This window comes from Paenibacillus silvestris (assembly GCF_009882985.1).
In the GTDB taxonomy this organism is placed as follows: Bacteria; Bacillota; Bacilli; order Paenibacillales; family NBRC-103111; genus Paenibacillus_E; species Paenibacillus_E silvestris.
Window position 1 is genome coordinate 622,171 of sequence record NZ_WTUZ01000020.1, and the last position, 13,311, is coordinate 635,481.

Here is a 13,311-nt window from a genome sequence, read left to right on the forward strand (position 1 = left end):
ATGTGTGATACTAGAACAGTTTTCCAAGGATTGGTTTATAATTGAATAAACAGAGGGGGGAATACGAGATGAAAGCATCGGGATCATCTGGGAAAGAAGCTAATCTGCTTTTCAAACAAGCCTATGAGTATATGGTTACCCGCATGGATCGCGGTGAATGGAATGCCCATGACAAGCTCCCTTCCATCCGGCGTCTCGCCCAAGAGCTTCAGGTACATAGATTAACTGTTTTTCGTGCTTATCAGCTGCTGAAACAGAATGAGAAAGCATACGTCAAAGAGAAATCCGGGTACTATGTAAGTCCTTCCAAGACGGAGGAGCAAGTCCCTACGGGGCACACAGAAAACAACCGTTCGTTCCCAACATCCAGCGCTTTAAAAAACTCCTTGTCAGAAATTCAGCATATCCCTGTCACCTACCAGTTCTCGCAAGCTTTGATCGATCCCAACTTGCTGCCGAACCTTTTCTTATCCGAACATGTGAAGAAGGTTTTCGACATCTACCCAAAGCTCATGGGCACCTACTCCAGCGCCCAAGGGGATGTCGAGCTTCGCGAATATCTCTGCCGTTACATGGTTCGCCATCATAACCTTCAGCTTGCTGCAAGCGATCTCTTGATTACCACAGGTGGACAACAGGCCATTGACCTCATCTCGCGGATCTATATCCGTCCTATGGATCCGATCCTGGTTGAGCGGCCGACGTACAGTGCTGCACTTGATATTTTCCGCCAGCAAGGGGCGCGATTCATTCCTGTCGAAATCACCCCGGACGGCTACGATTTGGCGAATCTTGAGAGGCTTATGGAGAAGCATAAACCGCGACTTTTTTATATGAATCCTACCTTTCATAATCCGACCGGCTACACGGTGCCAGCCGCACAGCGCAAGCAACTCGTTGAACTGGCTGAGCGCTACCGCTGCCTGCTGATTGAAGATGACGCCATTCACGAGATGTACTTAGACCAGCCTCCTCCTCCGCCCATACTGACTTATGATACGGAGGGATGGGTCGTGTATCTCCGCAGCTTTAGCAAATATATCGCGCCAGGACTGCGCATTTGTGCCGTTATGGGTGGCGCGCACGTCATCAAGTCACTCGTCACCGCCAAATCATTAGCTGACAACGGCACTCCCCTCGTCAATCAGAAAATGTTCCTGCATTACTTCGAATCTCCCCGGATGCAGCGGCATCTAGAGAAACTGCGCATCGCCCTGCAGATTCGCAAAGAAATTGTAGAGCAGGAGCTAGCCTCCACTGGATGGCGCTGGGTCAGCCCCCAAGGGGGCTTCAATCTGTGGCTCCAGCTCCCGGAGCACATCCCAGTCGACCAGCTGCTGGAAGAGTGCCTTCGGCAATCTGTCTCCTTCATTCCTGGAGAGATCTGCGATCCGCTCAAAGAGATGCGCTCCTGGATTCGTTTGAGCTATTCCTTCGTGAATGAGGAGCAGCTTCGGGATGGCGTTAGACGGCTGATAGACATTGCAGGAGGCTACACGACTTGAATACCGGGAAAATCTCAGCCAGCTAAGCCAAACGACAGATTGTGCCTCTTTCAAGGCAGGTCTGTTCATATTTTATTGTTTTCATATATTCACTTTCATGGATTTAGGTATTTATTAACAATAACTTCCTAACTATATTAATTTGGGATAATATAATAGTTATTGTATTATTATGGAAACTATTATATACTCAATTTGTAACTAGTTACATATTATCCCAAAAATAGGAGGTGAACGAAAATGGTAATTTCAAATAGAAAAGGTATTATGCTTTGGACTGTAGCAGGTCTTGCGGCTTGCTTAGCCTTCATACTTACTCAAGGTATTCTTTTCCAACTATATGGATACGTAAGTTGGACTGGGGTAGGGTATGCTGCTGTTAGTCAGATTTTAAACATTATTTTGACTGGCTCATCCATTTATTCTGCCGTCGTTGCAATTGTTGGTGTGTTCTTGGGCGGCCCAATTATCGCCTTATTGACTCAAATCGGCATTACAGCTATTAGAACATGGGTTAGAGAGCTTGGTTTTGCTGCTGTTGTCTCCCTATAAGTATTTATGATAAGTATAGGGTTACATGTCCTGCAATTTTCAGGACATGTAACCCTATTATTAGGATGAAGGAAGTGTTCCAATATAGCTAAATTTTTGAAGTTAAAAAATTGTCTATACCTTTCTATGCTTGTATACGTGACTGGTTGTATAATAGGTAGCCTTATTACTCTGATCCTGCATATGGATATCGGCAATCTATCTTTTATCAAAAAAGATTCCACTTGGATAACTCTTTTTTTACACAATTTGTATGTGAATGGATTATTAGTACTAGGGGGTGTTTTACTAGGCTTTCCTACACTGATCATTCTTTTCGTAAACAGTATAATTACTGGATTTCAATTTTCTCAATCATTCCTCACAGGACAAATTTCTGAGTTGCTATTTGGCATCATGCCGCATGGCATTTTTGAAATCCCTGCCTCTATACTTAGCGCAGCTCTCGGATTTCAAATATTCGGCTTTATTTACACCCTAATATTTAGTAAAAATAACACCTCTTGGGATTTCTTCAAATTTGCAAAGAAATGCGTTCTTATCATTTTATTAACCTGCATTGCGGCCATGATGGAAGTATTTGTACAGCTTTATAGTACAACCTAAATTGATTAGAAGGTGAATTCATTAATATGCAGACTGAGTTAGTCAACCAAGAAACAAGTCCACTTCAATCTCCAAATCTAATAGGGTTTCTACATAGCCCTGTTGAACACATTAAGCGTTTAAAACATAAGGCTCCAATTTTTAAACCGTTTATTATCGTTTGCATAGTCAGTATGGTCTATACTGGTGTCATTTCATACTTAAGTGTCCCCGATCAGTCACTGATTGAAGCTTCAAATGCAATCCATTCCTCACTGCCAAGATTAAAGCTGACAACTAGCATCATAGCGGGACTTTTTTCCATAATTCCATTATTTTTTTCTTTGTTGATTATGGCCATTCTACTGAAATTATTTCTTGTATTTACTCATAAAGAGTTATCATTTAAAACGATTTTTTCACTTAATATCCATATGAGTGCAGTTACTCTTCTGGCAAGCACAATAAATCTGCTTATCAATGGAATTACATGGAGTGGGCAATATTTATCCTATACCAATCTAGGCAGACTATTTATTAATAATTCAATATGGCATGTATTATTTATGGCATTAGATCCTTTTGTGATTTGGGTAAACGTCTTATTGGCAATAGGACTACATTACCTTGCAGGATCGACTAAAGTACAAATTGTGATCGTAATTTCCATTGTTTTTCTATTTTCTATTGCTGCAAATACAATTTCACTAATTAAACTATAGGAATCACCTGCAGGAGATGAATGCAACTGATGATACCAATTCTGACCTCCTACATAAAAATTCGGTTATTATATTATACTTCCCATAGATTTCATTTCCTTACCACATTGATGCATCAATGGTTTGGAATTATGTTAACAAGAAATGCGACCATCGCCTCCATGATCCTGCTGACCCTTTTGAAATATGGATTAATTGGTGTCGGATTATTTATTTTCATCCATAAAGGCAAAGTATATCTCAGTAACTGGGAGCTTGTGTGCACTACTTATCTTTTACTGTTTTTATCACCTGTAATAGGAAATCTAGGATTGGTAAAAAGAGTGCTCGCCCCTGTTGATGAAATCTTGCTAAGTACCAGTCCTTTAAGTAATAGACAAATATTTTTATTTAATTATACGGTATCTTTTGTAACTAAAAAGCTACCGGAGATTCCCTTCATGATTATACTGACGTTTGTTGTATGGTATAACGTGGATGTCCTGTCATGGAGTTTTTGGATATTTTCGATACTTCTCTACGTGACAGCACAAGTTATATCATTCTGTCTAATGATATCGCTGTGCCTCCTTCAAGTTAATCGTTATCGAAAAGGGTATAGATGGGGTACATTCTTATACGTTATGTTTTGTGGAATGCTCATGTTTTTCATTAGTTTTTTTATCTCAAAAACGACTTTCAGTTGGTTAACTTCGACACCGAATATTAAGGATGTTTTTTCTATGCCGCTCTTTTTAAAACACTTTTTTCAAACGGTTCGGGTTATCCTTCAATTCAAACAAAGTCTGTTAACACCTGATCTTGTAGCAGCTAAAGCATCCATTTATTCTCTAGATATATCTTTATTATTGTACTTAATTTTGTATATAGGTTTTGTTGCACTTATGTTTGCTATATTGTTTTATTATCGTGCAGGCTTCTGGTATCGGACATCGTGGCGCATCGAAGTTTCCCAACACAAAGATTGGTTATGGTTGCTTGAAAGGATCTTTCTACTTTTAGCCCGTGATATTCATACACGAATTCAAATCAAACAATTGTTAAGAAATCGCCTGCAAATCGCATCAGATTATGCGTTTTTTTTCTTTAACTATTTTAATTATCTGTGGATTGGAATTGCTGCCGGACTATACCAAATTGATTTCACCGAACACCCCCTAATCAGACTTATTTCCTTATTTATGCTTTTCAATATTGTTGCTCGGGATTCCTTTGGCGGTGGTGTGATTTGGTTTCCGGGAATGATGAAATTTGATAGCGATGGAAGAGCCTTGCAGCTTTATCGTATTTCAGGCGAAAATTTAATTCATGTATATAAAGCAAAGATTCGCGTTCAGCGTTGGCTTGGGTCCCTGGATTTTTTGATCATGTTTTCCGTGCTTGTCTATATATTAAAACCCAGTTTAGTTGAATGGCCATTTATTATTAGTCTATGCGCAATGAACTTTTTCTGCATTCCTCATCTTAAAACAATACCCAGTCTCATGTTTCCACGCCTTACACGCCAGCATTACACTGAGAATGAAGATTACTTGGAAGCAACGCTTTGGCAAGAAAATATTGAGAAGAAAACGCAACAAATATTTTTTCTTATCGGGCTATTGTCTTTAGTCGCTTTATTAATTCTACATGTAGATACAAGTCTTGTTTACTGGATTGGCTCTCTCATCTATACGCTCTGCTTGATATGTGGTTTATTGGTTTTCCATGTCCTGCTCGAAAGACAAAAAATAAAAAGCAACGAATTCCCTATGTAATAAAAATCAGAGGTGAGACATGCTTGTCATTCGTGATGTAAACAAATCATTTAATAATAAACTTATTCTACAGCATATAAATTTATCAATTGCTCCAAGAGAAAAGGTTGCCATCATTGGTAGAAATGGTGCAGGCAAAACAACATTATTCAAGATGATTACCGGTCTCGCCAAGCAAGATACAGGCTCTATTCTTCTGGATAGCATTAATTTGTACGAACAGGCAATCTATCGAAAAAATATCGGGTACGTCCCGGCCGAAAGTTTTTTTTATGAAAATCTTACAGTAGAAGAAAACTTGGAACTAATTGCTGTTTTATTTGGCGTAAACTCGGTAAAAAATCGAATCTTTGAAATCTCGCAAATTACCCAAATTGATTCTTTTTTAGATAAAAATGTTGCCGATCTTTCAAGCGGTATGAAAAAGAAATTATCGCTCACAGCTGCAATGATCCATCGACCGAAACTAATCATCATGGATGAGCCATTCAACGCGTTAGATGTAGCCTCACATTCATTATTTTACAAAATTCTACTCAACTCTGAGAGTGCTTGTTTATTTACAAGCCATATTCCGGAAACGATTTATGCACTTGCTGAGCGTATTTATGTGCTACGAGACGGTCAAATCTGCCCCGAGGCTACCTTTAAACATCAATTCACACAGTTCGAACAATTCAAGGATTGGTTTATATATCAAATAGAAGACTAATGTAATCCTATGGAGGCCAGTTCATGAAACTTTTTTTTGCATTCTTTAAAAAAAAATTAATTCAGGATATGCTTGACCCAAAAAAATTGATATTGTTGGTAATTGTTTTTCTTACCACTTTCATCACTTTTAATACCTCTCCTGCAGGTTTATCTAAGGGAACAATAGTTAGCATCTACATTATTGTACTTATGCTTTTTTATACGCTGACAGCTTGGATAAAGTATAAAAAATCCCGCAAACAAAAATGATAGCCTTGAGGATAACGGAATGAAAAAAAATACATTTCTTATTGTAGGAATACTAACAATCGCAGCTATAATTACAACTAATCTAGTTGTATCAAATAAAAAGAAGTCATCTTTATCAAATTCTCCTTCGGTGAAGATAACACAAGTAAAAAAAGAGCGAATTTCAGATACATTGATAGCTTCTGGTATCATTATTCAGAAAGAAGAAGAAAAAATTAATTATGATGAATCAAAAGGAAATATCACACATTGGTATGTTCAAGAAGGACAACAAGTACAAAAAGGTACAGCATTATTTCAATACGACGGCGAGGATTTAAAAAAACAAAAACAGCGACTTGAAATTACTGGATCACGTTTAGCTCTTCAAATAGAACAAACCCGGAGCCAAATAAAACAATTAAACGCTCAATTTAAAGAGAGTGTAAAAGATTCTACTGATTTGAATAAGACTATTAATAAGTCACTAGAACAACAAGAAAGTTTAGAGAGAGAATTAAAGCTATCAGAACTAGAAATACAGCAAAACGAAATGGAAAAGGATGTATTAAACAAAAAGTTAGAGCAGTTAGTGGTAAAAAGCACAATTTCAGGAATAGTTAAAAAAATCACTCAGCCAAGAACAGAACAATCTGGGTTAAATCAACAACTAAGTATCTATATAGTCTCGAGTAATCCATTTCAGGTTCAAGGAACTATATCTGAATTTGACTCTGTTTACGTCAAGGAGGGTCAACAGGTCGTGGTGAAACCAAAAGTGTTATCTAATCAGGCCTGGAAAGGCATTGTAAAACATATCGATTTAACCCCGATAACAGACAGCTCGATAAGTACGTTAAACAAGAGTAATCCCGTTGTTACCTCTTATCCCTTTATTGTTGAATTATCAGATACTCAAGAAGGGCTTCAAGATGGTTATCATGTTGCATTAGAAATTCATATCAAGGACAAAGAAAACGTCCTCACCATACCGAATGATGCTGTTCTGATTCAAGATCAAAAAGAATTTGTCTACATCGTTGAAAATGGAAAATTATATAAGAAAACGATAGAAACAGGCCTTACGAATGATTTGATTAAAGAAGTAACGACTGGAATTCATGAAGGCGATATGGTTGTTCACAATCCCCTTCCTGGGTGGAAGGACGGAATGGAAGTGCTGACGGATGATACAGCTTCTTAATATATATAAAGGTTACCCACTCCATTCAACTGAAGTACCTGTTTTGAAGGATATTTCTCTTACAATTGAAAAGGGAGAATTTGTATCTATTATGGGTCCGTCAGGTTCGGGCAAATCGACACTTATGAATATAATAGGGCTGCTCGATAGAATAAATTCCGGTATATATAAATTGAACAATCAAGATGTATCATTCTCTACTGATTACGAGCTTGCCTGGTTTCGAAACCGTTACATCGGATTTGTATTTCAACAATTTCAGCTTCTGCCAAGATTAAGTGCACTTGCTAATGTCGAGCTTCCTCTCATTTATGCAGGCGAGAAAAAAAGAGTTCGTTTAGAAAAGGCACACGCAGCTTTAGAAAAAGTGGGGCTAGCCGAGCGAAAAACCCATTATCCCAATCAACTGTCCGGCGGACAAAAACAGCGCGTTGCTATCGCCCGCGCAATTGTTCATCAACCAGAGGTAATTCTTGCAGATGAACCGACCGGTTCTCTTGATTCAAAAACGGGTGAACAAATCATGGAGCTATTAACTTTACTTAATAAAGAAGGAAAAACGATTATACTTATAACCCATGAAAAGGAGATTGCCAACTTCGCGTTCCGACAAATCCATGTACGAGATGGTGAAGTAGTCGAAGACCGGAGGAAAAATTCATTATGAACCTAGTTGAATGCACTAAGATGGCGTTAACTTCGCTGTATGCGCATAAGTTAAGATCACTTCTTACAATGCTAGGTATTGTCATCGGTGTCGCTTCTATTATCGCTATTGTTGCCATTGGAAAAGGTGGAGAGGCCGTTCTGAAATCCAAGTTCTCCGGATCAGGAAACAATACGCTAGAAATCCTTTATCGCAAGAAAAATATGGAGGACGGATTGGAACAATTAAGCCTGGAGAATCAATCTTTTTTCTTTACCAGCGATATCTCCGACCTCCGAAAAATACCAAATATCAGTAAGGTCATAACCTACAATTCATCAAATGCACCTATTTACTATTACAACCAAAAAGTAAACTCACAACTGATTGGGATAAGTGATGGTTACTATGAGGTGAATCCTATAGAAATCATCGACGGCAGGGCCATAACAAGCAAGGAGATTGAACAAGGTCGGAAGGTCGTACTGATCAGCCAAGATTTGGATGAAAAGCTAAAAAAAAGAGGGCATGCTGTCGGAGAGATCATTGAAATGGAAGGAGCATCTTTTAAAGTTATCGGTGTCTATAAGGATGCGAAGAAAGGCTTGTTCGACTTTGGGTTAAAAAAAGTAATGGTCCCACTGACGGTTTGGCCTTCGCTTTATGGCACTGACGATATTCAATCATTAACTATTCAATCAACTGATGTAAATAGTCTGAGACAAACTGGAGAACTTGCTGTGAATTTATTAAATATGAAACATAATCAGCTTAATAAAACCGATGGCGAATATTATATATTGAATCTTGAACAGATCCAACAATCTATATCGACAATCACCAATATCATGACTGGGATTATTGCCGGCATTGCATCCATCTCTTTAATCGTTGGGGGCATTGGGGTTATGAATATCATGCTTGTATCTGTGACGGAAAGAACAAGAGAAATTGGTATCCGCAAAGCCCTTGGTGCTACAAGAAAAAATATTCTAACCCAATTTCTCATTGAATCCATAGCACTTACCACTCTTGGAGGAAGTATTGGAATAGTAATAGGAGTAGCCGGAGCTTATTCCGTATCCTTTTTTAGCAAGTGGCCTCCGCTCGTTTCGTGGCAGGTTATCGTTGGCGGCGTATTATTTTCCATGTTCATAGGCATTTTATTTGGCATGATCCCCGCAAACAAAGCTTCAAAATGGGATCCTATCGAATCGCTCCGATATGAGTAAAATTATGTTTCTTCTGTCTGTGGTGGAACTAGCAATCAAGGATAAAAGACTTCGTCGTTCTTTTAGAACATACGCGTTGGTCAAGATTTTTTCTCATCTATAAAAAAGGGGTGTCCCGCAGGTCTGCAAAAAAGACCATCGGGGCACCCCTTATTCTTATTAAGCTTTCACTTTTGCTTTAATTTCTTCAAGCGGCTTATGGTTGCCGTATTTCGGATACTCACGTGTTGATGGAGCAGCCCACTGAACCGCATTGGAGATAACGCGGCGAATTTGATCATTGTAGTAAGTACGGTAAGTCTCGTGACCTGGACGGAAGTAGAAAATTTTCCCGTTTCCGCGATTGAACGTACAACCACTGCGGAATACTTCTCCACCTTCGAACCAGGAAACCATGATCAACTCATCTGGCTGCGGGATATCGAAGTGCTCCCCGTACATTTCCTCAGCTTCAAGATCGATGTACTCCCCAATGCCTTCCACGATTGGATGGCCTGGTGCAACAACCCAAATGCGCTCTTTTTCGTCCGCTTCACGCCATTTGAGGTCACAAGATGTACCCATCAACGTTTTGAACACTTTGGAGAAATGTCCGGAGTGCAGCACGATTAGCCCCATGCCTTGCCACACACGCTTTTGAACGCGCTCTACGATTGCATCTTGCACTTCGTCATGCGCTTTATGTCCCCACCAGATAAGAACATCGGTGTTATTCAAAACCTCTTCAGTCAAACCGTGCTCAGCATCGTCAAGAGTTGCATAAGTGACATCTACATTCCCGCTAATGCCTTCGCCAATCGCTGTATGAATCCCATCTGGATATGCAGCACGTACTTTTTCATTTTCTTTTTCATGACGGTACTCATTCCAAACCGTTACTTTAAGCTTCTGACTCATCTTCTTATTCCCTCCAAGATAGCGTATTCATTCATAATGTGAGTATAGTCCGTCCATTCCCAGAATGAAAGGCAAGATTGTGCCTATTTATTATTCAATAGTGTCCTCAGTAAGTAAACAATGTTATACTTTCTCTTGATAGACCTTACCTGAAACTTCGATTTACATATTCAAAAATGTCCTACCCTAGAGCGAGGTATACGTAACCATGGAACTCACACATAGTCTTTCGTCCGAAATCGTCAACGAAGAAGTCATTTATCAGAACCCGCTGCTTTTCCTAAAAATATGGGAGCTCGGCTCCGATTCCGCTCACTTTGGTTTTCCAACGCCTTGGCTCTGGCATTCGCATAAGCAGGTTGAATTCCTCGTCGTCACGGAAGGACTTCTGGCCATTCAAACCAAGCATGAACATACGGTTTTATCCGCTGGAGATGTGATTGTTCTGGGTTCCTCCCAGCCCCATCGGACGTACAAATACTCCGCCGGCGCCTTGCGGCAGATCGTATTCCAAATTGATCTCAAGCAGCATTTTGACCTAAGTACGATGCCTTACCTGCATTGCTTCTCGGAGCTGACTCATCCGCTTGAGCAGTTCAACGAGCTCTTCCGAAGTAATCCAGCTGTGAAGCAAGCCGCTTATGAGCTTATTCTACAGATTTTCGAAGAGTCGCAATCCCGCAAAATTGGTTACGAGCTTGCCATCAGCGCAGCGATCAAGAACCTGCTGCTGCTTATGTTGCGCAATGACAGCCGTGATCTGTCTGCGCATGCTGAGGAGTCAGGTATCGCTCGCTTGCGCCCTGCGCTTGATTATATCGATAAGCACCTTGGTGAACGAATCACGGTTGAAGACGTCTGCTCCTTGCTCAATTTAAGCTATCATTACTTTATTAAGTATTTCAAAAAAGTGATGGGGATATCCTTCGTGGATTACGTGAATTACAAGCGCATCAAAAAAGCCGAGCGTCTCCTGCTAACAGGCGACCTCAGCATGATGGAGGTAAGTTTCGAGGTTGGCATCCTCAATATGGCGCAGTTCTACAAGCTGTTCAAGCGGCATAACCAATGCTCGCCCAAAGAATTCAAACAACGCATGCGCAGCCAAACGGGGGTCGCCCCCCTCCTGGCGCAAGCGGATTAACCATCAGCCAGGCAAGAAGCCTTGCTGGCTGACAAGCACACGCTCCTGCGGAAAATGCCGCAGGAGCTGTTCGTGCACGCGCTTGTACGCATCCGGACTGTACCAGTCCGAAAGCCCCAGCGCGTCATAGATCGCGCGCACGCCGATGCGTGCCGTGCGCCGGCCCCCACTGCCATCGCCCATGAAGTAATCGTCGATGCACACCCGCTCCACGATGCCCGAGAGCCGCTCGGCGAACTGCTCCGAGCTCGGCAGCGCTGGCGCTATCGTGGCCTGCACGGGAATGCCGCGAGCGGCGAGCTCGCGAAGGGCCGCTAGCCGCGCCTGTATCGGCGGCGCGGCCGGGGTGAACGCTCGGCGGACATCCTCGCGGTCCGTCTCTACCGTCATGCTGACTCGGACCCGGTCGCCGAGCAGCGCTAACAAGTCCGCGTCCCGCTTCACGAGCGGGCTGCGGGTCTGAACGAACAAGAAGTCCGGCTGCTGCACGGACATCACCTCCAGGAGCGAGCGGGTGATCCGCTCCTTATGCTCGCTCGGCTGGTACGGGTCCGTCGCCGAGGACATGAAGATCGTGACCTGGCCTTTACGCTTTGCTTTGGCCAGTTCTTGCTCCAGAAGAGCGGCGGCATTGTCCTTCACGTCGACCCAGGAGCCCCAGGTCTCCGTCCGGAATAGGGCCACCGGCATCTGTCTCACGTAGCAGTAGGAGCACGCAAAAGCGCATCCCGTGTAAGGATTCAGCGTATGGGAATATCCCTCCAGAAAGCCGCTGGCTTTCGTGAGCAGCGTCTTCGCCAGCTTGTGGTTCACCTCAATCTGCATACGCCTCCCTCCTCCCTTTCCATTTCTTCTGCTTACAAACCAACCTTCTCCAAAACCAGCAGTTTCTCTTTATTGGCCAGTCCGCCACGATAACCGGTTAATGCGCCATTTTTCCCGAGTACGCGGTGACACGGCACCACGATGAGAACCGGGTTTGCGCCAATGGCTGTACCGACAGCTCTTACTGCGTTAGTTTTGTCCAGCTTCTGAGCGATCTGTGAGTAACTTACCGTTTCACCATGCGGTATTTCATGTAATGCCTGCCATACCGCTTGTTGAAAATCAGTCCCACGCAGATCAAGTGGCAGCGTGAACGTTTTGCGTAAGCCTTGCAGATACTCTTCAAGCTGCTGCACATAGAGCTCTAATGCAGCCTTATTCTCCATCCAGCTATAAGCAGGGAAACGATTTTCAGCCCATTTGGTTAGTTCAGACCATGCTTCTTCATTAACTACACCTTGCTCCGCATCACCCGCTTGATACTGCAGGTAGATCAGTCCATCATCTGTCGCCGCGATCAAAAAGTTATTATCCAATAAACGCGCTGCACCCCAATAAATGGATTTAGCCGCTGTCTTTGCTTCTATTGTTTGCATCCAAGAACCCTCCTCGGTTATGGTTAGATAGTGGATGATTGCCGAAATTCCGATGGCGTGACACCTGTCTTTTTCTGGAACACAGTAGCAAAATGAGCAGCATTCGCAATCCCTACTTGCGCACCGATTACATTCACAGGACTATTGGTTTCTATTAAAAGCCGCTTGGCTGCTTCAATTCGTTGTTGTTGAAGGTAAGTGAGAGGTGTAATGCCCTTCACCCGTTTGAACGTCCTTTGCAAATGATATACGCTGGCATAGAACTGCTCGGCCAGTACCGATAGCGTAATCGGCTCAGCGTAACTTTCCTTGATATGATCGGCTATCAGCTCGATCCACTCTTCATCCGGCAGCCGCAAGCCGTCTGGCCTGCATCTTTTACAAGGACGGAAATGCTCTTCAACCGCTGTCTGACGATCATGAAAAACCCGGACATTTTCCCGCTTCGGCACCCTCGATTTGCAGGAAGGCCTGCAGAAGATACCTGTTGTCTTGACCGCATAATAAAACGTGCCATCATAACTCGCATCATTCGCGACAATCGCTTGCCAGTACCTGTCTTGCATGGCTTCGCTCCTCTCAATGCCTTTTCTCTACTAGCTCAGTATACCCAAACGGGTGCTCTCTTGTAAGGGATGCGAGATGAGAAAGCAAGATTACGAAAGCCACCTTCAGGGATAATAGAAGAAGCCCAACTAACTGAT

15 protein-coding genes are annotated in these 13,311 nt (G+C 42.2%); 11 read left to right on the forward strand and 4 right to left on the reverse strand.

Annotation, left to right across the window (positions count from 1 at the left end; genetic code table 11):
- Positions 1-68: 68 nt before the first annotated feature.
- From GQF01_RS18025 to GQF01_RS18070, 10 genes are all read left to right on the forward strand, one after another.
- Positions 69-1,505 carry an aminotransferase-like domain-containing protein gene (locus GQF01_RS18025; RefSeq protein ID WP_161408099.1) on the forward strand — a complete coding sequence of 479 codons (1,437 nt, stop codon included), beginning with the start codon at positions 69-71 and terminating at the stop codon, positions 1,503-1,505.
- A 240-nt stretch (positions 1,506-1,745) separates the two neighbouring features.
- A complete protein-coding gene (locus GQF01_RS18030) occupies positions 1,746-2,057 on the forward strand; it encodes a putative cyclic bacteriocin (RefSeq protein ID WP_161408100.1) in 312 nt (103 codons plus the stop codon).
- Between the two features lie 126 nt (positions 2,058-2,183).
- A complete protein-coding gene (locus GQF01_RS18035; protein WP_268894369.1) occupies positions 2,184-2,663 on the forward strand; it encodes a stage II sporulation protein M in 480 nt (159 codons plus the stop codon).
- A gap of 26 nt (positions 2,664-2,689) precedes the next feature.
- The gene (locus GQF01_RS18040; RefSeq protein ID WP_161408102.1) at positions 2,690-3,364 is read left to right on the forward strand and encodes a YIP1 family protein; all 675 of its coding nucleotides are present in this window, start codon (positions 2,690-2,692) and stop codon (positions 3,362-3,364) included.
- Between the two features lie 131 nt (positions 3,365-3,495).
- Positions 3,496-5,121, forward strand: coding sequence for a hypothetical protein (locus GQF01_RS18045; protein ID WP_161408103.1), 1,626 nt, complete (start codon positions 3,496-3,498; stop codon positions 5,119-5,121).
- A 19-nt stretch (positions 5,122-5,140) separates the two neighbouring features.
- Positions 5,141-5,833, forward strand: a complete 693-nt coding sequence (locus GQF01_RS18050) for an ABC transporter ATP-binding protein (protein ID WP_161408104.1) — start codon at positions 5,141-5,143, stop codon at positions 5,831-5,833.
- Between the two features lie 23 nt (positions 5,834-5,856).
- Complete coding sequence (locus tag GQF01_RS18055; RefSeq protein WP_161408105.1) at positions 5,857-6,084, forward strand: hypothetical protein; 228 nt, start codon at positions 5,857-5,859, stop codon at positions 6,082-6,084.
- Between the two features lie 19 nt (positions 6,085-6,103).
- On the forward strand, positions 6,104-7,267 hold the full coding sequence (locus GQF01_RS18060) for an efflux RND transporter periplasmic adaptor subunit (protein WP_161408106.1): 1,164 nt from the start codon (positions 6,104-6,106) through the stop codon (positions 7,265-7,267).
- Positions 7,251-7,934 carry an ABC transporter ATP-binding protein gene (locus GQF01_RS18065; protein ID WP_161408107.1) on the forward strand — a complete coding sequence of 228 codons (684 nt, stop codon included), beginning with the start codon at positions 7,251-7,253 and terminating at the stop codon, positions 7,932-7,934. Before GQF01_RS18060 ends, GQF01_RS18065 begins: the two co-directional genes overlap by 17 nt.
- Complete coding sequence (locus GQF01_RS18070; protein ID WP_161408108.1) at positions 7,931-9,145, forward strand: ABC transporter permease; 1,215 nt, start codon at positions 7,931-7,933, stop codon at positions 9,143-9,145. Before GQF01_RS18065 ends, GQF01_RS18070 begins: the two co-directional genes overlap by 4 nt.
- Positions 9,146-9,304: 159 nt before the next feature.
- Here GQF01_RS18070 and GQF01_RS18075 read toward each other — a convergent pair whose 3' ends face one another.
- Complete coding sequence (locus GQF01_RS18075) at positions 9,305-10,042, reverse strand: ThuA domain-containing protein (protein ID WP_161408109.1); 738 nt, start codon at positions 10,040-10,042, stop codon at positions 9,305-9,307.
- 208 nt (positions 10,043-10,250) lie between these two features.
- Between GQF01_RS18075 and GQF01_RS18080 the strand changes: the two genes are divergently transcribed.
- A complete protein-coding gene (locus tag GQF01_RS18080; RefSeq protein WP_161408110.1) occupies positions 10,251-11,186 on the forward strand; it encodes a helix-turn-helix domain-containing protein in 936 nt (311 codons plus the stop codon).
- Between the two features lie 3 nt (positions 11,187-11,189).
- On the opposite strand, the gene GQF01_RS18085 is transcribed toward GQF01_RS18080, so the two are convergent.
- Genes GQF01_RS18085 through GQF01_RS18095 form a run of 3 tightly spaced genes read right to left on the reverse strand, consistent with a single transcriptional unit; the run spans position 11,190 to position 13,173 of the window.
- Entirely contained in the window at positions 11,190-12,011 is an 822-nt protein-coding gene (locus GQF01_RS18085) for an SPL family radical SAM protein (protein ID WP_161408111.1), read from the reverse strand.
- Between the two features lie 32 nt (positions 12,012-12,043).
- Entirely contained in the window at positions 12,044-12,607 is a 564-nt protein-coding gene (locus GQF01_RS18090; protein ID WP_161408112.1) for a methylated-DNA--[protein]-cysteine S-methyltransferase, read from the reverse strand.
- Positions 12,608-12,630: 23 nt separating this feature from the next.
- Positions 12,631-13,173 carry a bifunctional transcriptional activator/DNA repair enzyme AdaA gene (locus tag GQF01_RS18095; protein WP_161408113.1) on the reverse strand — a complete coding sequence of 181 codons (543 nt, stop codon included), beginning with the start codon at positions 13,171-13,173 and terminating at the stop codon, positions 12,631-12,633.
- Positions 13,174-13,311: the final 138 nt, after the last annotated feature.